Annotated in this window: 19 protein-coding genes; 13 read left to right on the top strand and 6 right to left on the bottom strand. The window is 40.6% G+C overall.

Annotation, left to right across the window (positions count from 1 at the left end):
- Positions 1 to 33: 33 nt before the first annotated feature.
- Together hemF and ribA are read right to left on the bottom strand one after the other, a co-directional pair.
- The gene (hemF, locus tag FY048_RS08035) at positions 34 to 984 is read right to left on the bottom strand and encodes an oxygen-dependent coproporphyrinogen oxidase (protein WP_446090772.1); all 951 of its coding nucleotides are present in this window, start codon (positions 982 to 984) and stop codon (positions 34 to 36) included.
- Positions 985 to 1,112: 128 nt separating this feature from the next.
- Positions 1,113 to 1,715: a GTP cyclohydrolase II gene (gene ribA / locus FY048_RS08030; protein WP_003653698.1), complete on the bottom strand. Its 603-nt coding sequence runs from the start codon at positions 1,713 to 1,715 to the stop codon at positions 1,113 to 1,115.
- 303 nt (positions 1,716 to 2,018) lie between these two features.
- Between ribA and dxs the strand changes: the two genes are divergently transcribed.
- The 9 genes from dxs to FY048_RS07985 all read left to right on the top strand — a co-directional run bounded on the left by dxs (position 2,019) and on the right by FY048_RS07985 (position 10,916).
- Positions 2,019 to 3,923, top strand: a complete 1,905-nt coding sequence (dxs, locus tag FY048_RS08025; RefSeq protein ID WP_446090771.1) for a 1-deoxy-D-xylulose-5-phosphate synthase — start codon at positions 2,019 to 2,021, stop codon at positions 3,921 to 3,923.
- A gap of 118 nt (positions 3,924 to 4,041) precedes the next feature.
- On the top strand, positions 4,042 to 4,872 hold the full coding sequence (locus FY048_RS08020) for an inositol monophosphatase family protein (RefSeq protein WP_035366406.1): 831 nt from the start codon (positions 4,042 to 4,044) through the stop codon (positions 4,870 to 4,872).
- Between the two features lie 407 nt (positions 4,873 to 5,279).
- A complete protein-coding gene (locus FY048_RS08015) occupies positions 5,280 to 7,265 on the top strand; it encodes a DEAD/DEAH box helicase (protein WP_446090770.1) in 1,986 nt (661 codons plus the stop codon).
- Positions 7,266 to 7,372: 107 nt separating this feature from the next.
- Positions 7,373 to 7,582, top strand: a complete 210-nt coding sequence (locus FY048_RS08010) for a hypothetical protein (protein WP_026055540.1) — start codon at positions 7,373 to 7,375, stop codon at positions 7,580 to 7,582.
- 90 nt (positions 7,583 to 7,672) lie between these two features.
- Entirely contained in the window at positions 7,673 to 8,491 is an 819-nt protein-coding gene (locus FY048_RS08005; protein ID WP_016140089.1) for an ABC transporter ATP-binding protein, read from the top strand.
- Complete coding sequence (gene mlaE / locus FY048_RS08000) at positions 8,488 to 9,267, top strand: lipid asymmetry maintenance ABC transporter permease subunit MlaE (RefSeq protein ID WP_005038455.1); 780 nt, start codon at positions 8,488 to 8,490, stop codon at positions 9,265 to 9,267. Before FY048_RS08005 ends, mlaE begins: the two co-directional genes overlap by 4 nt.
- Positions 9,267 to 9,950 carry an outer membrane lipid asymmetry maintenance protein MlaD gene (gene mlaD, locus FY048_RS07995; protein WP_446090769.1) on the top strand — a complete coding sequence of 228 codons (684 nt, stop codon included), beginning with the start codon at positions 9,267 to 9,269 and terminating at the stop codon, positions 9,948 to 9,950. The genes mlaE and mlaD overlap by 1 nt, the downstream gene beginning before the upstream one ends.
- Before the next feature lie 26 nt (positions 9,951 to 9,976).
- Positions 9,977 to 10,618: an MlaC/ttg2D family ABC transporter substrate-binding protein gene (locus FY048_RS07990; protein ID WP_016140091.1), complete on the top strand. Its 642-nt coding sequence runs from the start codon at positions 9,977 to 9,979 to the stop codon at positions 10,616 to 10,618.
- A 10-nt stretch (positions 10,619 to 10,628) separates the two neighbouring features.
- Positions 10,629 to 10,916 carry an STAS domain-containing protein gene (locus FY048_RS07985; RefSeq protein WP_446090768.1) on the top strand — a complete coding sequence of 96 codons (288 nt, stop codon included), beginning with the start codon at positions 10,629 to 10,631 and terminating at the stop codon, positions 10,914 to 10,916.
- A 72-nt stretch (positions 10,917 to 10,988) separates the two neighbouring features.
- On the opposite strand, the gene FY048_RS07980 is transcribed toward FY048_RS07985, so the two are convergent.
- Complete coding sequence (locus tag FY048_RS07980) at positions 10,989 to 12,002, bottom strand: CorA family divalent cation transporter (RefSeq protein ID WP_004789661.1); 1,014 nt, start codon at positions 12,000 to 12,002, stop codon at positions 10,989 to 10,991.
- A 158-nt stretch (positions 12,003 to 12,160) separates the two neighbouring features.
- Between FY048_RS07980 and FY048_RS07975 the strand changes: the two genes are divergently transcribed.
- Positions 12,161 to 12,742, top strand: a complete 582-nt coding sequence (locus FY048_RS07975) for an LOG family protein (RefSeq protein WP_446090767.1) — start codon at positions 12,161 to 12,163, stop codon at positions 12,740 to 12,742.
- Between the two features lie 14 nt (positions 12,743 to 12,756).
- Positions 12,757 to 13,155 carry an NUDIX hydrolase gene (locus FY048_RS07970; protein ID WP_446090766.1) on the top strand — a complete coding sequence of 133 codons (399 nt, stop codon included), beginning with the start codon at positions 12,757 to 12,759 and terminating at the stop codon, positions 13,153 to 13,155.
- Between the two features lie 5 nt (positions 13,156 to 13,160).
- On the opposite strand, the gene FY048_RS07965 is transcribed toward FY048_RS07970, so the two are convergent.
- Together FY048_RS07965 and recG are read right to left on the bottom strand one after the other, a co-directional pair.
- The gene (locus FY048_RS07965; RefSeq protein WP_446090765.1) at positions 13,161 to 13,790 is read right to left on the bottom strand and encodes a ComF family protein; all 630 of its coding nucleotides are present in this window, start codon (positions 13,788 to 13,790) and stop codon (positions 13,161 to 13,163) included.
- Positions 13,783 to 15,828, bottom strand: coding sequence for an ATP-dependent DNA helicase RecG (recG, locus tag FY048_RS07960; protein ID WP_446090764.1), 2,046 nt, complete (start codon positions 15,826 to 15,828; stop codon positions 13,783 to 13,785). Before recG ends, FY048_RS07965 begins: the two co-directional genes overlap by 8 nt.
- 20 nt (positions 15,829 to 15,848) lie before the next feature.
- Here recG and FY048_RS07955 point away from each other — a divergent pair, with 20 nt between their 5' ends.
- Positions 15,849 to 16,664: an NAD-dependent epimerase/dehydratase family protein gene (locus tag FY048_RS07955; RefSeq protein WP_446090763.1), complete on the top strand. Its 816-nt coding sequence runs from the start codon at positions 15,849 to 15,851 to the stop codon at positions 16,662 to 16,664.
- Positions 16,665 to 16,743: 79 nt separating this feature from the next.
- Complete coding sequence (locus tag FY048_RS07950; RefSeq protein ID WP_446090762.1) at positions 16,744 to 17,727, top strand: putative solute-binding protein; 984 nt, start codon at positions 16,744 to 16,746, stop codon at positions 17,725 to 17,727.
- Between the two features lie 46 nt (positions 17,728 to 17,773).
- Here the strand turns inward: FY048_RS07950 and plsB are convergent, their stop codons facing one another.
- Positions 17,774 to 20,338 (bottom strand): glycerol-3-phosphate 1-O-acyltransferase PlsB, encoded by a 2,565-nt coding sequence (gene plsB, locus FY048_RS07945; protein ID WP_446090761.1) that lies wholly within the window; start codon positions 20,336 to 20,338, stop codon positions 17,774 to 17,776.
- Positions 20,339 to 20,586 lie beyond the last annotated feature (248 nt).

Genomic DNA, 20,586 nt, shown 5'->3' with positions numbered 1-20,586 from the left:
GTGGAAGCCAAAGAATCTCCAAAAAGCAAAAAATTAAGCGACTTTTTCTTTTAGATTTAACCAGTCACGTGGTTTTAGGTAATAGTCGGTTAAACGTTTCTCTGCCGAATCTTCATCCCATTCTGGACGATACGACCAACCTGCAAGGTTAGGGAGGCTGACTAAAATAGATTCGATCCGTCCACCTGTTTGTAAGCCAAACAATGTTCCGCGGTCGTACACTAAGTTGTATTCGACATATCTACCGCGACGGTAAAGTTGGAACTCTCGTTGAGCTTCGGTATAAGGCTGTTCACGATGTTTTTCAAAAATTGGCAGAATGGCATTTAAATAGCCATTACCTACAGCTTGAATATATTTAAAGCAAGTTTCGAAATCCCAGCCATTGAGATCATCAAAAAATAAACCACCAACTCCTCGTTGTTCATCGCGATGTTTTAAATAGAAATAATCATCACACCATTTTTTATGTTCAGCATAGACACTGTCACCAAAAGGCTGACACAGGTCGTAAGCGGCTTGATGCCAATCGATAACATCTTGTTCATCTGGATAGAACGGTGTTAAGTCAAAACCACCACCAAACCACCAAATTGGATCTTGTCCTTCAGGCTCTGCAACGAATAAACGTACATTGGCATGAGAAGTTGGAATATTGGGGTTTTTAGGGTGAATCACTAATGACACACCAAGTGCCTGCGCTTTAGCACCAGCAATTTGAGGGTGTCTTTCTGTAGCAGAAGCGGGGAGTTTACTAATGTTGATGTGAGAAAACATCACACCACCTTTTTCAATCACTGTACCATTTTGCAAAACTCGCGAACGACCACCACCACCTTCAGGACGTTCCCAATCATCAATAATAAATTCAACCGTACCGCCGCCAGCTTTTTCTTGTTGTTCTAAACCAGCACATATACGGGCTTGTAAATCGAGGAGAAATTCGCGGACACGTTGAATATCTGTTGAAGTCGGATGTTGCATAGTGACCCTCAAAGATGATTGAGATAGGAGATAGATACATCAAAGCATAAAACCATAAAAAAAGTAAGGGATTTTTAAGAAATGTCTTAAAAATCCCTTCCAATTATTTTTAAATTTATAATTTGGGCTTAAAAATCATCTTTTTGATAAAGATGATCCATACGTTCACGTTTGGTTTTTAAATATTGTTCATTAAAAGGGTTGCGTCCAACCGTTAATGGAACGCGGTCAACCACATTAATTCCTTGATCTTTGAGTGCCTGAATTTTCAAAGGATTGTTGGTAATTAATTTTACTTCTTTCACTGCTAAGTGATCTAGCATAATGCTACACATGTCATAACGACGTGCATCGGCAGGTAAATTTAAAAGTAAATTTGCATCTACGGTGTCATGACCCTGATCTTGTAAAGCATAGGCGCGAATTTTATTAGTCAGTCCAATGCCACGGCCTTCTTGACGTAAATATAAAATAACGCCTTGACCTGCCTCGTTGATGAGCTTTTGAGTTGCCTGCAATTGAGGACCACAGTCGCATTTTAATGATGCAAAAGCATCACCTGTTAAACATTCTGAATGTACACGAACCAAAACAGGGCCTGTAGGTGGATTTTCTAACCCTTTAGAAAGTGCCACATGTTCTTCACCTGATACTGGATCTTGAAACACAGAAATATTGAATTCACCAAAAGCGGTCGGGAGTTTTGATGTTGCAATGAACTCTATAGGCACAGATTAACTCATCTTTTAACCGAAAACGGTTTAAAGTATAGCGTAATGCTGGGAGATTGGTCGAATTGTCATAATCATTTTGCACACTAAGGTTTTCTTTTTTGTATAAAGATGACGATAATAGTTGATAAATAGTCAGATTATTCAGGATAATCTGCCAACCATACCCATGATGTATGAGAGACTGCTTTGCATGACCTCGTTCGCAAATGTGGCTGATTGAAGGTGACTTCATTCGATTGTATGATCGACCCATTTTGACCCAGCTTAGGATTTGCCAGGCTTATAAAGGCTTTGCCACATATGTTGTATACCGAAATTCCAACTCAACGCCCTGTTACGCCATTGTTAGATGCAATTGATCATCCTCAACAATTACGTCAGCTCGAGCATAGCCAATTGGTTCAAGTGGCTGATGAGTTGCGTCAATATATTTTATATGCAGCAGGCCAGAGTGGTGGCCATTTCGGTGCTAATCTCGGCGTGGTTGAGCTGACGGTTGCGCTGCATTATTGCTTTAATACACCAAATGACCGATTAGTTTGGGATGTAGGACATCAGGCCTATCCGCACAAAGTCCTGACAGGTCGTCGTGAACAAATGACGACGATTCGTTCTAAAAATGGTTTAGCAGCATTTCCAGCTAGAGAAGAATCAGTTTTTGATACATTCGGTGTAGGGCATTCATCAACAGCAATTTCAGCTGGTTTAGGAATGTCGTTAGCACGTCGTTATCAAAACGATCCATGTGAAGTGGTTTGTATTGTAGGTGATGGTGCAATGACAGCGGGTATGGCATTTGAAGCCATGAACGATGCTGTTGCACATAATGCCGATTTAATTGTTGTGCTCAATGACAATGACATGTCAATTTCTTGTAGTACAGGTGGTTTTGCTAAACATTTGGCTGCAATTTGGGAAAAAGGCCATTTAGTTAACGTTAATGAAGATGGTGAAGCGTATATACAGCCACATCCAAAATGGACTTATAACTCTCGTTTGCATCAATCAGCAACAGATGCGGCCGATAATTTATTTAAAGCAATTGGTTTTGATTACTTTGGTCCATTTGATGGCCATGACGTAAATCAACTGGCCCAAGTATTTAATGCTCTGAAGAAGCGTAAAGGTCCACGTTTAGTACACGTCTATACTAAAAAAGGTAAAGGTTTTACTCCCGCAGAAGCGGATCCGATTACCTACCATGCCATTAGCAAAATTAATGCAACTTCAGCAGGTAAAACACCACCTAAATATTCTGATGTATTTGGTCAGTGGTTATGCGATGAGGCTGCACAAGATGAGCGTTTACTCGCGATTACACCTGCGATGTGTGAAGGTTCAGGCATGGTTCAATTTGCTAAAGAATTTCCGCAGAGATTTTTTGATGTTGCAATTGCTGAACAGCATGCGGTAACACTTGCAGCTGGAATGGCTTGTGAAGGCTTAAAACCTGTTGTTGCAATCTATTCTACGTTTTTGCAGCGCGGCTACGATCAGCTTATTCATGATGTTGCATTACAAAATCTTGACGTAACTTTCGGTATTGACCGTGCCGGTTTGGTTGGTGAAGATGGTCCAACTCACGCAGGTGCATATGATTATGCATACATGCGTACAGTTCCAAACTTGGTCATCATGGCACCAAAAGATGAAAACGAATGCCGTCAGATGCTTCATACAGCCTATGCCTATAATGGACCAGCTGCGGTGCGTTACCCACGTGGTGCAGGTGTAGGTGTTGAAATTCAGCAAGAGTTGACCGCTATTGAATTAGGTAAAGCTGAAATCGTTGCTGAAATTAAATCTGCTTGTGATGAGCAGATTACAATTTTGGCATTTGGTAGTCGTGTTATGGTTGCCATAGAAGCTGCCGAACAATTTGCACAAAAACATGATGTAGGTGTGCGTGTTGTAAATATGCGTTTTGTGAAACCACTTGATGAAAAAATGATTCGTGATTTAGCTGAACACACTCATTTATTTGTCACTGTTGAAGAGCATGCTGTTATGGGTGGCGCGGGTAGCGCTGTCAATGAGTTCATGGCACAAGAACAAATTGTTAAACCTATCATTAATTTAGGCTTGCCAGATTTGTTCTTACAACAGGCTTCACACGGGCAAATGCTACAAGATTGTGGGTTGGATGCTAAAGGTATTTTGAGCTCAATTGAGAAAGTTTGGCTTAAGCTAAATCAGGTGGTTTAACCCTCAATAAAATTTTTGAAATATTTTCCCCCTAAAAGCGCATATATTTGCTAAAATATCTGCGCTTTTATGCATATTCTTTGTCAAAATCTTTTCAAATTTGTCTAGTGGGTGTTCAATGGAACCTATGGTGGTTATGGCTGCGCGTGCGGCTCAAACAGTTGGTCAAGAGCTTTTAAAAGCGCATCAAAATCGTCATAAACTCGATTTACAAGTTGAAGAGAAAGGCATTGATGGCCCGGTAACACGCCTAGATCGTTATTTAGAACAGTTAGCGATTGATACGTTACGTAAAAGTTATAAGAATCATAGCTTCTTAGGTGAAGAGTTTGGTTTGCAAGAAGGCAAAGGCCATGATGCAGAGTGGTGCTGGGTAATTGACCCGCTTGATGGCACACAAAACTTTATTAATGGTTTCCCTCATTTCTGTATTTCAATTGCAGTCCAGCATAAAGGTGTTACTCAACACGGCGTAATCTACGATCCAGTACGTGATGAGTTATTCTCTGCTAGCCGTGGTCGCGGTGCAGTCATGAATCAACGCCGTATTCGTGCCAATGTAAAAGATACTTTAGAAAATACATTCTTAGCAGTAGGTCATCCTTACCGTGCTAAACGTGCTGGCGAAATCGTATCTTATGCAGAGCAGCATTTCGCATCTTTATTAGCGGTTACTGAAGCTGGTGCGCAAATCCGTCGTGGCGGTTCAGCTGCTCTAGATTTAGCATATGTAGCTGCTGGTCGTTTTGATGGTTTCTTTGAGCTTGGTTTAAAGCCATGGGATATTGCTGCTGGTGAGCTTATTCTTAAAGAAGCGGGCGGTGTAGTTGTTGACGCGCGTGGCGGTAATAACTCATTTGAAAATGGTCAAGTACTTGCATGTTCGCTTAAAATGTTAAAACCTTTAATGCAAACTGTTGTTCCAGCTTGGGATAAAGCTGCAAAATAATTTAGTTTATTATAAATAAAACCCTCTTTAATCAGAGGGTTTTATGTTTTAAATGAAGAGTAAATTAAATTAATTTAAGAAATATGAATAAAGTTGATTAAAACAGGTGACTTTTAATTTATTTCTGCTATAATCCGCCAACGCACTTAAATTTCCGTTCATTACCTGAACATTCTGTTCTATTCATTGTAAGCGCACGCCGTCCATAGAGAGGACCATTTCTTGCGCCCCGATCGCTCAGCGATTCTTCAGGTTCGGCCGTAATCAAGCATGCGTTTAGTCCACATCGTCGTTACTCGGATTGCCGCTGAATAAAATTTTCAGCTAATTTTGCTTTGCCGCTTTTTGCCGATGTCTATTTTTTTGTATTTATTAAAAATGGAGCACCCACAAGGGTGAAACTCTCTATGAGCAAAACTTTTGCCGAATTTTCTTTGCATGAAACCTTACAACAAGCGCTTGAAGGTTTAGGTTTTACTGCCCCGACTCCTGTGCAAGAACAAGCAATTCCTGCTGCCTTAGAAGGTAAAGACCTTCTCGTATCAAGCCAAACTGGCTCTGGTAAAACTGCTGCATTCTTACTCCCAACATTAAATGCTTTAGCTGGTGAAGAAGCGGTTGTACCGTTCAAAGACCGTATGAAAGCAGTAACTCAACCGAATATCTTGGTAATTTCGCCGACTCGTGAATTGGCACAGCAAGTAAGTCAAGATGCAATTGCACTTGTACGTCACATGAAAGGTGTTCGTATTGCTGCCATTATGGGCGGTATGCCATTTGCAAAACAAATTCAACAATTAAAAGGCGCGCAAGTTGTTGTTGCAACACCTGGTCGTTTACTTGACTTGGTGAATCGTCGTCAAATTAAATTAGATCAAGTAGATGCTTTAATCGTTGATGAAGCTGACCGTATGCTTGACCTAGGTTTCTCTGAAGACTTAGAAGCAATTAGCGAATTAGCGGCTAACCGTAAACAAACATTAATGTTCTCTGCAACATTTGCTGATCGTATTATTCGTCTTGCATCATGCATGATGAAAGATCCTATGCGTATCGCAATTGAAACAGGTCATTCAACCAATACAGATATTACGCAAACATTGCATTGGACTGATGGCTTTGAACATAAGAAAAAATTACTTACACATTGGTTAAGTGATGAAAGCTTAGATCAAGCTGTAGTTTTTGCTAGCACGCAAGAAGATACAGATATGTTGGCAGAAGAACTTGCTGAAGCGGGTCACTCTGTTGTTGCACTTCATGGTGCAATGCCACAAACAGTTCGTAACCGTCGTTTACGTAGTATTCGTGAAGGTCGTGCAAAAATCTTAGTTGCAACTGACGTTGCTGCTCGTGGTCTTGACGTTCCGACTATTTCTCACGTAATTAACTTCGGTCTTCCGATGAAGCATGAAGATTATGTACACCGTATTGGTCGTACTGGTCGTGCTGGTCGTACTGGTCAAGCAATTACTTTAGCGACTTATCGTGAACGCGGTAAGATTCGTGCACTTGAAGAATATTTAGAAGCGCGTTTAAGTGTTTCTGAAATTGAAGGCTTAGAACCATCTCCACCTCCTGCTCGTTCAGGTCGTGGTGATGGCGGTGGTCGCGGTCGTAGTGGTAATGGCGGTAGCCGTGATGGTCGTCGTAGTAGTGGCGGCGGTTTCGGTGGTGGTCGTCGTTTTGAAGGCGAAAGCAACTTCAAGCGCCGTGAAGGTGGTCGTGATGACCGTCCACGTCGTAGCTTTGATGACAAACCACGTGGTGAGCGTCCAGCATTTGGCGGTGAAGATCGTCCACGTCGCGAGTTCAATTCTGACCGTCCACGTCGTGAAGGTGGTTTTGAAGATCGTCCACGTCGTGAGTTCACTTCAGATCGTCCACGTCGCGAAGGTGGTTTCAATGATAAACCGCGTTTTGAATCGAATGATGATAACCGTGGTAACCGCGTAGATTATAAACCACGTCGTGAAGGTAGTTTTGCTGATCGTCCAAAACGTAGCTTCGGTGGTGAAGATCGTCCACGTCGTAGTTTTGATGACAAACCACGTGGCGAGCGTCCAGCGTTTGGTGGTGAAGATCGTCCACGTCGTAGCTTTGATGACAAACCACGTGGTGAACGTCCAGCGTTCGGCGGTGGTGATGATCGTCCAAAACGTAGCTTCGGTGGTGAAGATCGTCCACGTCGTAGTTTCGATGACAAACCACGTGGCGAGCGTCCAGCGTTTGGTGGTGAAGATCGTCCACGTCGTAGCTTCGATGACAAACCACGTGGTGAACGTCCAGCGTTCGGCGGTGGTGATGATCGTCCAAAACGTAGCTTTGGTGGTGAAGATCGTCCGCGTCGTAGCTTCGATGATAAACCGCCGCGTCGTAAATTCGACCGCTAATCAATATTTAGTTTGAAAAAAAGGCCAGTAAAAATACTGGCCTTTTTTATTTTTCAGTTTTGTTATAAACTAACAAAATGTGAATTGGTTCAATTTTTTATTAAATAATGCGTAAAAGTAAGCGAAAAGAAACAATAATGGCACAATTGAAGAACCTTTTGGTTCAGCATGGTTTGCCTTATCTTTTTATTGCACTCGTTTTGTGTAATGGTGTTTACTTTGCCTATGCTTTTATAAATGGAAGTTCTGTTGAGCAATTCCAAGCTTCTGAATTGACCTCTTTTTACGAACATACTTCTTCTATTTCTATAAAATAAGTTAGATTTGCTTTTGTTAAAATTACAACAAGTTTGCTAATTTTCAGTGTTATAGTATGCGTGCATAAAAGTGCAGGAACGATTGCCATTATGAATAATAAAACTCCTCTCTCGACTCAACCGCTTATTGAAGTGAAAAACCTGAGTTTTAATCGAGGGGAACGCGTCATTTATGACAATATTAGTTTAAATATACGTCGAGGCCAGATTACGGCCATTATGGGACCTTCTGGTACAGGTAAAACAACTTTATTGCGTCTGATTGGTGGACAATTAGTTCCAGATCAGGGGGAAGTTTTACTCGACTCTAAAGATATTGCCAAAATGTCTCGTCAGGAACTGTTTTCAGCCCGTGCACGTATGGGAATGTTATTTCAGAGTGGCGCTTTATTTACGGATATGTCCGTTTATGAAAATGTAGCGTTTCCAATTCGAGCGCATACAAAGCTTCCTGAAAATCTCATTGCTGAACTGGTTGCATTAAAACTTGAATCAGTGGGTTTACGTGGTTCTGAACAATTAATGCCGACAGAACTTTCAGGTGGTATGAATCGTCGTGTGGCATTGGCTCGCGCGATAGCACTTGATCCCGATTTAATCATGTACGATGAACCTTTTGCTGGTCAAGACCCAATTGTGAAAGGTGTTTTGACGCGTTTAATTCGTTCACTACGTGAAGCGTTAGATTTAACAACAATTATTGTTTCGCATGATGTCGCAGAAACATTATCGATTGCTGACTACATCTATGTGGTAGCTGAAGGAAAAATTCAGGGAGAGGGTACACCTGAAGAGTTGCAAAAATATGCTTCTCCATTTGTACACCAATTCTTAACAGGTTCGGCAGAAGGACCAGTTGAATACCAGTTTAGTCATCAAACTTATTTAAATAACGAGGTTCGTCCATGAATACGATTGCCTGGTTAGGTAGACTCGTTATTGAGCGGATTCGAGGCATTGGTGCTGCGGCACATATGCTCTTGCAAATTATTTTTTCATTTCCTACCAAGGGTGGTTTTGGTCGTTTTGGTTACCAAATGCACCGCGTAGGTGTGATGTCTTTACTTATTATTACCGTTTCTGGTTTGTTTATTGGTGCTGTTCTTGGCTTGCAGATGTATAGCATTTTGGTCACTTTCGGTGCTGAGTCGATGTTGGGTACAGCGATTTCGTTAACACTACTCCGTGAGCTTGCTTCTGTGGTTGCTGCATTGCTATTTGCAGGACGAGCAGGTTCTGCATTGACTGCCGAAATTGGTTCAATGAAGCAAAGCGAACAGCTTGCCAGTATGGAAATGATTGGTGTTGACCCTTTAAAGCAAATCGTATCACCACGTCTTTGGGCAGGTATTGTCAGTTTGCCAATGTTAACTGTGATATTTGCAGCCATTGGTATTATTGGTGGCAAGATGGTCGGTGTTGACTTTTTAGGTGCTGATGAAGGCTCTTTCTGGAGTGGTATGCAAAATACAGTGCGTTTCTGGCATGACATTTTCAATGGCACGATTATTAAAAGTATTGTTTTTGCTTTGATTTGTACATGGGTTGCCGTATATCAAGGATATGCGTGTGATCCGACACCAGAAGGCATTGCAACGGCAATGACCCGGACGGTTGTGTATTCTTCATTATGTGTTTTAGGTTTTGATTTCGTGTTGACTGCGGTCATGTTCGGAGGGATTTAATGAAATCACGTAGTAGTGAACTGGCCGTTGGTGTCTTTGTTATTATCTTCGGTATTGCATTGTTTTTTTTAGCGATGAAAGTCAGTGGTCTTGTTGGTACGAACTTAAGTGATAGTTATACCATGAAGGCTCAGTTTGATAACGTCAATGGGCTAAAGCCGCGCGCTAAAGTAACAATGAGTGGTGTTACAATTGGTCGTGTTGATTCAATTACGCTTGATCCGGTTACGCGTTTGGCTACCGTAACATTTGGTTTAGACGGAAAGTTGACAAGTTTCAATCCTGAACAATTAAAAGAAGTTCAGAAGAATGCGCTGGAAGAGTTGCGTTATAGCTCAGATTATACGCAGGCTTCTCCTGAGCAACAAAAAACAATGGAACAGCAACTGACCAGTAACATGACCTCCATCACCAGTATTGATGAAGATGCTTATATAATGGTAGCAACCAATGGTTTGTTGGGTGAGAAATATTTGAAAGTTGTACCGGGTGGTGGTGTGAACTACCTCAAACGAGGCGACACAATTTCAAACACTCAAGGAACTATGGATTTAGAAGATTTAATTAGTAAATTTATTACTGGTGGCGGGGCTGGTAAAGTTGCTGCCGGTTCAAGCTCAACAGAAGCAAGTGCTCCTGCAAGCGCTAATAAAGATAGTGCTCAAGCATCATTTGTTGAGTAAAAGATTATTTGAAGGAGTGGTTCCTGGTGAATACGTTGTTTAAACAAACCCTGACAGCAAGTCTTTTGTCTACCATGATTGTCGGTTCAGCATTTGCTGCACCTTCAGAAGCACCACCTGATTTTATCAAGCGTGTTGCTGATGGTTTGATTACTCGTTTAAAAGCTGATCATGCAAAATTGCAAAGTAATCCAGCATTAGTGAAGTCTATCGTTCGTCAGAATTTAGACCCTTATGTTGATTCACAAGCATTTACACGCATTGTAATGGGTACTTATGCAACAAATCAGTATAGTACAGCAGCGCAACGTGCTCAGTTTGAAACAAACTTCCGTAATACATTAATTGAAAATTACGGTACTGCATTTGCTAAATATACGAACCAAAGCTATACAATGCGTCCTTACAAGGCAACTGCGGGTAAAAACCCAGTAGTGACATTGGACTTTAGTCACAACGGTGACAAAATTCCTGTGTCTTTCCAGTTGGCTGATAAAGGTACTCAGTGGAAAATCCGTAATATCAATGTTTCTGGTATTGATTTAGGACTCCAGTTCCGTAATCAGTTTGCTGCAACAGTGAAACGTAATGGCGGCGATTTGAATAAAGCAATTGCAACCTTCCAACCGGATGCAGATGCTGCTGTTAATCAGAACAAACAAAAATAGTAGGTGACGAGTGGTTCAGTATCTCAACCAACAATTGGTTGTTTCGGGAAAAATTGATTTTGAAAATGCGGAACAACAGTATCAAGCAGGTTTAGCTATCATCAAGAAGCAGCAAAGCTTCCCTCTGGTGGTAGATTTAACAGCGCTTGAGCATGGCAGTACCTTGGCATTGGCTGTTTTAGTTCAATGGTTACGAGTGACTCCACAAAAAGCTGGTTTGCATTTTAAAAATGTACCCGAAAAAATGCTGAAGATTATTCAAGCCTGCCATTTGCAAGAAGATCTACATTTGATCTGATGTTTAAGATGTAAAAAAGCACCTATATTTAGGTGCTTTTTTATGCTTTGGACTAGCATTTTATTACAAAGCTTAAATCCATTTTTTCCAGCGGAAATAAATAATAGGGCCAATAAAGAAACCGATAATAATTAGTAAAACGATGATGAAACTGGTCGTACCATGTGCAAAAGGTAATACATCTGTATTCATCCCATAGATGCTGGCAATAAGCATTGGAGGCGCCAACATACTTGGTAAGATCGAGAATCGACGGATCGTATCATTCTGTTCGGTATTAATGAATCCAGACGTTGTATCAAGCAAGAATCGTACTTTTTGGAATAAGAAAGCATCATGTTCTACGAGTGAGCGGACATCTTCACTCAGTTCTCGAATATCAGCATCGTAAATATGACTGCCTAATGCGCGTGGACGTGATAAAAAAGTAAGTACACGTCGCAAATCAATTAAACAGAGCTGCGCTTTTCCTAGCATATCTTCTTGTTGAGCTAGGCGCGTAATCATGTCATCAAGATCTAGAATTTGCTCACGTTGATGATTATTAAGAACTTCTGTCGAGTATTTTTCTAAATCTTTGTGGATATCTTCTAAGATATCCGCAAGCTCATCGAGTTTTGCCTCAAGAAGGCCCAATAAAATCCATGTTGGATCTTTATAGTCCATATCATAGTCATTTCGGCGAGCGCGCGCACGGAAGGCACGAAAGGCAACTAACTTTTCTCCTCGCATCGTAAAGAGACGGTCTTTATGTAAAATAAATGCAACTGTTTGCACCATCGCTAAAATATGTGATGAATCTTCTGCGTCACCATCCACTTGATAGTTTTTATTTTTCGTTAAAAAATAAGTACTGATATGCAAAATACCATCATCATCACGGTAGAATCGTGCTGAGGATGAAATATCTTCAAGCGATTTTAGTGTAGGTAAATTTTGGTCATAGGCATCTAGTACCCATTGTTGCTCTTCTTGCGAGGGTGCAATAAGATCAAGCCAGACTAATTCGGGATGTAGATCAAATCCACCATTGATGGTGGCATCTTCCAGACTTCCGCGTTCTGTGGCATAAAAGGCTTCAAGCATGTGTCTTTTTTCCTCACGCAGTCTGATGGAAATGGATGGGTGTATTTTAGACAAGGATTTGCCGAAAAACACTTGCTAATACGCTATTTTGCAAAAAAAAACTCTTTCGATAGTTTAGTTTGTCAGCATGACAGTTCAATAAAACGGTTTTTTACACTATGAATTCAATTTGTATTTTCTGTGGTTCATCTCTTGGTTCAAACCCAATTTTCCAACAAGTTGCCAAAATTACTGGTGAGGCTATCGCAAAACAAGGTAAGACCTTGGTTTATGGCGGTGGTCGCTCAGGCTTAATGGGCGTTGTCGCTGACAGTGCTTTGCAAGCAGGTGGGCAAGTCATCGGCGTGATTCCTCGTGCTTTGGTCGATCGTGAGTTAGCTCATCCGGGCTTAACCAAATTATATGTGGTCGAAAATATGCATGAGCGTAAAACCAAAATGGCAGACCTCTCCGATGGTTTCATTGCTTTACCTGGTGGTGCGGGTACATTGGAAGAAATCTTTGAACAATGGACGTGGGCGCAATTAGGTATTCATCAAAAGCCATGTGCTTTCTTAAATGTAGCTGGCTTTTATGAAGATTTACTTAAAATGATTCAAGGGACGGTAGATAATGGATTTAGCCAAGCACGGTTCGTTGATAAATTGATCGCATCAGACAAAATTGAAGATATTCTTCAACAATTTGAGCAATATCAGGCTCCTGCTCCAAAATGGGTAAATGCAGATGTTCAACCATAAACGAGGTTAAATAAGTGAAAACAATTACGGTCGCTGCTGCAGTGATCTTGAACGAGCAAAATCAGTTGTTGCTCGTAAGAAAGCGTAATACTCATGCTTTTATGCAAGTGGGTGGCAAGCTCGAACCTAATGAAGCACCAGATGTCGCAATGCAGCGAGAAATTTTAGAAGAAGTTGGAAGTTCTTGTGTAATTGAACAATTTCTTGGTCGTTTCGAAACAGCAGCGGCGAATGAGCCAGATCATATTCTGGTCAGTCATTTATATCTTGTTCAGCTCGATCAGGCACCTAAAATTGCAGCCGAAATTGCAGAAATGAAATGGGTAGACTTGAATGATTCAGAAACGCACCTCGCACCATTAACCCGTGAAATTGTTATTCCTTGGTGTGAGCAGCATTTATCTACAGTTTAATCGTTTTAACTGGTCAAAGTTGCCGCTAGACAAGCGGCATGGATAGATGTGCAGCCTAATTGATTAAGTGCTTGACTGAGCGCATGAATAGAGCTTCCAGTGGTTATCACGTCATCAATAATAAGAACGCGGCGATAACGTCGTTTTTCTTGAGTAAGCGCAATAAATTGTTGCTCAATATTCTCAAAGCGTTCCAGTCGAGAAAGCCCTTTTTGCGAATGTTCAGCAAGACGTTGCACCGGCTGCCAAACAGGTATTTTTAATTGCTTGCTTAAGATATTTGCGAGTAACAACGACTGATTAAAACCACGTTCAATTAAGCGTTGATTGGAAATAGGCATAGGTACGATAGCCTGTACCTTGGGAAATTTGAGTTGTTGTAAAATTTCACCTAACAAAATTTCATAATGTAATTTTTGTTCATATTTAAACTGCTGAATGATTCGGCTAACTGGATAAGCATAATCACAAGCCACAAGAACTGATTGATCATTGCGTTGAATTGTTTGCTTAAGCCAAGGTAACTGTTTCCAACAGTCCTTGCAGAGCGAATGTTTTTCTCGCACACCTGAATCACATAACAAGCAAGGTAAGAGCGAGCGAATAAGATGCTGCGGATTTAAGAAACTAAACATACGCGTAACGAGGTGCTTCTGGGAGCCAGCGTTTTAACAGTGCATCTGCTTGTTCTGGATAATCTTTTAAGACTTGCTGAGCTACATAATGAGCTTGACTGAGTAAGTGATCGTCTCGTTCTAGACGAGCCACTCTAAATCCCATATCTCCAGTTTGTTTGGTACCTAGTAATTCACCTGGTCCGCGTAACTCTAGATCTTTTTCTGCAATCACAAAGCCATCGTTACTTTCTCTTAAAATAGAAAGTCTCTCTTGCCCATTTTGAGAGAGAGGTGTTTTGTATAAAAGGACGCAAAAGCTGGCCTGTGCGCCTCGACCTACGCGACCTCGTAATTGATGTAACTGAGAAAGCCCTAAACGTTCGGCATTTTCAATGACCATAATAGAGGAGTTGGGAACATCGACCCCAACTTCAATGACTGTGGTTGCGATAAGAAGCTGTAACTCATTATTTTTAAAAGCTTGCATGACCGACTGTTTTTCGTCAGCTTTCATTTTGCCATGCACTAAGCCAATATTAAGTTCAGGAAAGCGTTCTTTCATTTCTTGATAGGTGGCTTCTGCTGCTTGAGCATCTAAAGTTTCAGACTGTTCAACCAGTGTGCATACCCAATATGCCTGTTTCCCATCTTTACAATTCGATGCAATCCGTTGAAGTACTTCCTCGCGACGATCAAGTGGAATCGTAACGGTTTGAATTGGAGTACGACCCGGTGGCAACTCATCAATAATTGAGGTGTCTAAATCGCCATATGCACTCATTGCCAGTGTTCTTGGAATAGGGGTGGCTGTCATAACGAGTTGGTGCGGGGTGAACTGCTCAGCACCTTTATTACGTAGAGCTAAACGCTGATCTACGCCAAAACGATGTTGTTCATCAATAATCACCAGACCTAATTTTGCAAATCCAACGTTATCTTGAAATAGAGCATGTGTACCAATAATAAGTTCAGCATGACCTTCTTTAATTTGCTGCTCTGCTTGAGCACGCGCTTTACCTTTTTGTTTGCCAGACAACCATGCGACAGTAATGCCTAAAGGTTCAAACCAACGTTTAAAATTCAGATAATGCTGTTCTGCAAGAATCTCAGTAGGGGCCATTAATGCAACCTGCCAATCAGCTTCTAGAGCATGGCAAGCCGCTACAGCAGCAACTAAGGTCTTTCCAGCGCCTACATCGCCTTGCACTAATCGAAGCATCGGTTGGTTCTGCTTCAAATCATTTAAAATTTCTTTAGATACACGCTTTTGTGCATTGGTCATTTGAAAAGGTAAAGCTTCTAAAAGCTTTTTAGCTAATATTTTACTACTTGAGAAAGCTGGAGATGCAATTTGACGAATATAAGCACGGCGATTAAGTAAACTAATTTGGTGTGCAACCAGTTCTTCAAAAATAAGTCGTTGTTGGGCTGGATGTGAACCTTGGGCCAACTGGAGCATATTGGCATCAACGGGAGGCTCATGAATGTAATACAGAGCCTCTTTAAGCGCATAGCCATTAGTATATTTTTTTGGGAGCAGCTCTGGTAAGGCATCACTATGATGCTTTAAAGCTTGTTTTACATATTCGCGAAGTTTGGGTTGAGTCAGCCCATCGGTACTTGGATAAATTGCTGTAAGCTGAGTTTTTGGTAGGGGAGTATGTTCATGAATGAGCTGAATTTCGGGATGATACATCTCAAGGCCGCGAGCGCCGACGCGAACTTCACCAAAAATACGTAAGCGATGACCCGGTTTTATTTTGTCAGTCAGGTTTTTATAAATATGATAAAAGCGTAAGGTGACTTTACCGAATTCATCTTGAACCAAGGCCGCCATAGATTTTCGTTTTCCCGGAGGGAAGTCAATTGATCTGACCTCACCTTCGAGTAAATAGCTACGCCCAACCACAAGTTGATTCATTGCAATAATTGTACTGCGGTCTTCATAATCACGTGGCAGATGAAACAGTAAATCATCTGTGGTAAAAATATTTAGTTTTTCGAGCAGGGCTGCTGAAGCCGATCCAACGCCTTGTAACTGATGGACTGAAGTCATGTCCCCTCAACGAGTATTCTATGCATATATTATTTATCGGTTATGGTAAAACATCTCAGCGTGTTGCTAAACAACTATTTGAGAAAGAACATCAAATTACCACAATCAGTCGTAGTGTAAAAACGGATAGTTACGCAATACATCTTGTTCAAGATATCTTTAAACTTAATTTAAGTAAAATTGAACCTGTGGATGTCGTATATATTTTACTTTCTCCAAACGAGAGTATGGTTGAGGGCTACCAACATACGTATGTAGATAGTATTGAACCGATTCGAGAAGCATTAAAAATACATCCAGTAAAAAAAATAATCGTAGTGTCTTCTACACGGGTATATGGGGAAAATGCGGGGGAGATCATTGATGATTTTAGTGAGATTCAGCCAAATGACGCACAAGGCCATATATTGCGTAATATGGAACTCCTTTGGCAAAAACACTATCCAGCACAATGTGTAATTGTTCGCCCAACTGGGATTTACGGAACCTCAGTTGCCCGTTTAAAGAAAATGGCTGAAAATAGTCAAAGTTATCCAAATATTCATTATAGCAATCGAATACATATTGATGATTTAGCAAGATTCTTAGCTTTTATGGCTGACTATGAAAATCATCAAGCGAGCTATATTGTAACTAATAGCCAGCCATTGCCATTGCATGAAGTTCTAGTCTGGTTTCAAAAACAATTGGGATTACCAGAGTTAACTTTAGAATCGAACCAAACTTCAGGTAAACGAATTTATGCGAAACATTTGCCTGCAACGGGTTTTCAGTTAGAGCATCCAATTTGCTTTAATGACTATTTATTATGTTTAAATGTTCATAGCACTAAATAAAATTTTGATTAAACTTTAAATAAGAACAGAAATACCTGATGAGGCAGTCAAATTGCCGATAAAGATAAAAAGGTTGAAAGTGAAAAAAATTTGTTTAGCTCTTATTTTGAGCGTAACAGCTGTTGCCAGTTGGGCCGAGGATCAGGTGTGGTGTGCATATGATCCGATTGGTTCCCAAGGGGATATCACACGTCGTTTAAATGACATTCGATTATATGCTCAGCAATATCAAGTCAACTTTAAAGTGGTGACCTATCAAAAAGAACAACAGGCCATACAAGCTTTTGATGAGGGTAAATGTTCAGGTTTAGCGGCATCTAATTTTAATACTTATCGTTATAACCAGTTTATGGGGAGCACCGCAGGTATCGGGCTGATCCCAAATAATCGCACCGCTAAAAGCTTATTGCAGCTTTTGAATCATCCAACAGTCGAGAAAAGGCTAATTTCCAAGGACTATGAAGCTGTAGGGATGATTCCAATTGGCACTGCCTATATGGTTCTAAAAAATAAGAAAATCTCTAGAGTTGCTCAATTAAGAAATCAGCGTATTGGCGTGTTACCCAACAACCCACCACAGCAAGCATTGGTACGAAGTGTGGGTGGTCAGCCAGTTTATGTTGATTTATCTAATGCGATTGTTCAGTTTAAACAAGACAAAATCGATATTGTTCCTGCCCCCATATATGGACTATTACCATATAACTTGCAAAAAGAATTTGGACCAGATGTGCAAGTCATTAACTTTCCTTTGGCATATTTCGGCGTCAATTTAATTATTAAACCACAAGCTTATCCTGCTAATTTTGGGCGAAAAATTCGAGGATGGTTTGTTCAAAACAGCCAATTACTGACTAACCGTGCGACTCAGTGGGAAAACCATTTACCTGCCTATTACTGGGTAGATGTCTCTTTTTATGAAAAGCAGAGCTATGACGTTATGGTTGCAAAAATACGTAATCAGTACGTTCTTTCAGGTTATTACGATGCTTATTTTGTTCAACTTATGAAGCGTCTGCGTTGCATGGATGATCCACGCTATTTTGAATGTCCAATTCGCTAATAAAATAAAAGGCAACTTTCGTTGCCTTTTACTTTGACTAAAAATCTTAAGATTTTTTACGTTTTAAACGTCTTTTTGCTTGTTGAGATGCCATAGCTTCAAGCGCATCTTTTAACTCTTCGTCGGTAAAGGTCGTGATGTGTTGCAACATTTGTAAGGTTACTTCATCAAGAACCAATTGTGCACCCGCAGCCATTTGACGGAAATTATCATCAAATTCGATTTGACCTTGGTCATTGGTTCGAATGTAATTTTGCTGTGTAAGTACTTTTAAGAAGCTTTGGAATAAAGCTTTGTCAAAGAACTCGGGCGAATTAAATTCATATAGAACAGACAAACGTTGTCCGAGTAAATGACTTAATTCTTCAACCTGTTTAGCAGAAATATTACCCGAACCACGTTGAGTAATGAGCGCAAGCGTCATGTAGTAACGCTCAAGACTTTGCTTAACAGGAGTAGCTAAAACAACGAGTTGATTATGCTCTTCAGTATTTGGTGCAGAGCTAATCAAGTTACCTTCATCGTCTTGTTGAATCAGTTTCGATTGAACCAACGCATCTGCATATTGCTCAATTTGTTCTTTAAGCTCGCTACTCTTCCATTTAAGGAATAACTCTGCCTTCAAGAATGGATACAGGGTATAGATCACATTGGTTAAATCTGAACGGCTGATTTTTCCATTATGTTCAACAAGTGATGCAACCAATGACGGTAAAACAAAGGCGTGCAAAATGTTATTACGGAAATAGGTTAGAAGAACAGCTTGGTTATCTTCAATCCCAATAATATCGCCGAGTGCATGCTGAACTCGTTTAATGAGTTTAAGCTTTAAACCATAAGCAATAATTTCTTTACCAGAAAGTGGTGTTACTTCCATACGTTGGTCATATGGGAAGTTTGATGCTAGATTGCGGTAAGCTTCAAGCTGCTTAATACAGATTTCTTCATCAAGCGTATGCTTTGGAGTTGCAAGCAAAATAATAGAAAGTAAAGAGACAGGGTTAATCACCACAGCTCGGTTAATATTTTCTAAAATGGCATGTGCAGAGCTATTTACTGCATCTGAAACCGCTTGAGGAATTGGATCGTCATTTTTCTCGATATAGACATTTTCTGCATTATGTTGCTTAAGCAGATCATCAAGGAAAACAGGCTCACCAAAGTTCACATGGACTTTACCGAAAATACGTTCAATTTTTCGTAAGGTTTTTACAATACCAAAAATTGATTCGGCTTCTTTCGGTTTACCTTGCATTTCGCCCACGTAGGTCGAGCCTTCCATCAATCGTTCATAACCAATATAAGTTGGTAAGAAGACGATCGGTTTAGCACGGCCACGTAAATGGCTGTGAACTGTCATGGCAAGCATGCCAGTTTTAGGCGGTAATAGGCGTCCTGTACGTGAACGACCACCCTCAATAAAGTATTCAAGAGGGGTGTTGCGTGACAAAATACTATATAAATATTCTTTAAATACCGTTGTATAAAGGCCATTTCCACGGAAAGAACGACGAATAAAGAATGCGCCACCTCCACGTAAAAGTTGCCCTACAAATGGTAGATTTAAGTTATCACCGGCAGCAATATACGGAACCATTAAGCCACGTTTATAAATCACGTAGGATAATAATAAATAGTCAATGTGACTGCGGTGGCAAGGTGTATAAACCACTTCGTAATCTTTTGCCAGTTCACGAACAGTGCTGAAGTTGTGCACTTCTACGCCGTCATAAAGTTGGGTCCATAAGCGCGTTAAAGCAAGATCGGCAAAGCGTACAGCTGAGTGTGAATAATCAGATACGACTTCATTTACATAACCAATCGCACGACGTTCAGCTTCGAGCATACTCACTTTTCCGCGAATACTTTCACGGCGGATCGCTTCTTGCACATCGCGAGATTTTACAACCGACTGCATGACATTACGGCGATCCGATAAATCGGGGCCTAAGACCACTTCACGTTGACGATCTAAGTAATCATTTAACGTACTTACAATATATGTAGCTGGTGAAAGGTTTGGATAATGCTGTTGTGCATATTCAACCAGTTCACGTAGCGATTGCGGTTCATGAAATTCTAAATACGATTGGCGACCATGCAAGCCAATGTTGACCAATTGCTTAACGGTGCTTGGTGTAGCCCATGTATCTGAAAATAAGAGCTTAAACCAAGAATCTTCTTTATCTGGTGTACGGCCCCATAAAACGGTAACCGGAACAAGCTCTATATCAAGTTCAGGATTTTCTTGTAAGACTTCAATTAATTTGAGTAAGCGTGGTGGAAAAGCATGAGGAGGCGGATTCAGTAAATTATTTTCATCATTGTGCTGTAAAAATAAAACCGATGCTTTTTCCTGATGAGTGCCAACAATTAATGGGTCTAACGCAGGTTTCAAATTTAAACGACGCGTTTCTCCATCAACCACCAAAGCATTGCTTCGAGAATGGTTTTGTAAGACATAGCACACCACTTTCTGGCGGTCAGTCTTTGCTTCTGTTTCTGATACTGGTTCAGTAGGAACTTCCCCAAGAACATGTGGTGTTACCACGAGGTCAAGTAGTTTACTCGAAAGCCGACGATACATTTGACCAAACCCACTCTTGGACATAAGAACTCCTACTTCTTAAAGACAAATCCCAGCACCAAATGCGGAGGGTAATTATTTTGAGGCATTTATTGAAAAAAACAATATGCTAATAGCGTATAAATTATAATGCTTTTGGCATATTTTATCGTTAAAAATCGTATTTTTAGCTGTTATATCAGCAATGTTCGTCAGAAGTTGACTGATTGTTCCATGTTCAAATAGTTTTTTATGGCACAATAGATTCTACACATCTGTCCTTTAATACGATT

The organism is Acinetobacter sp. 1124_18A (assembly GCF_052824995.1).
The sequence above is the reverse complement of the archived record's forward strand: the minus strand, read 5'-3'. Positions and strand labels throughout refer to the sequence as shown.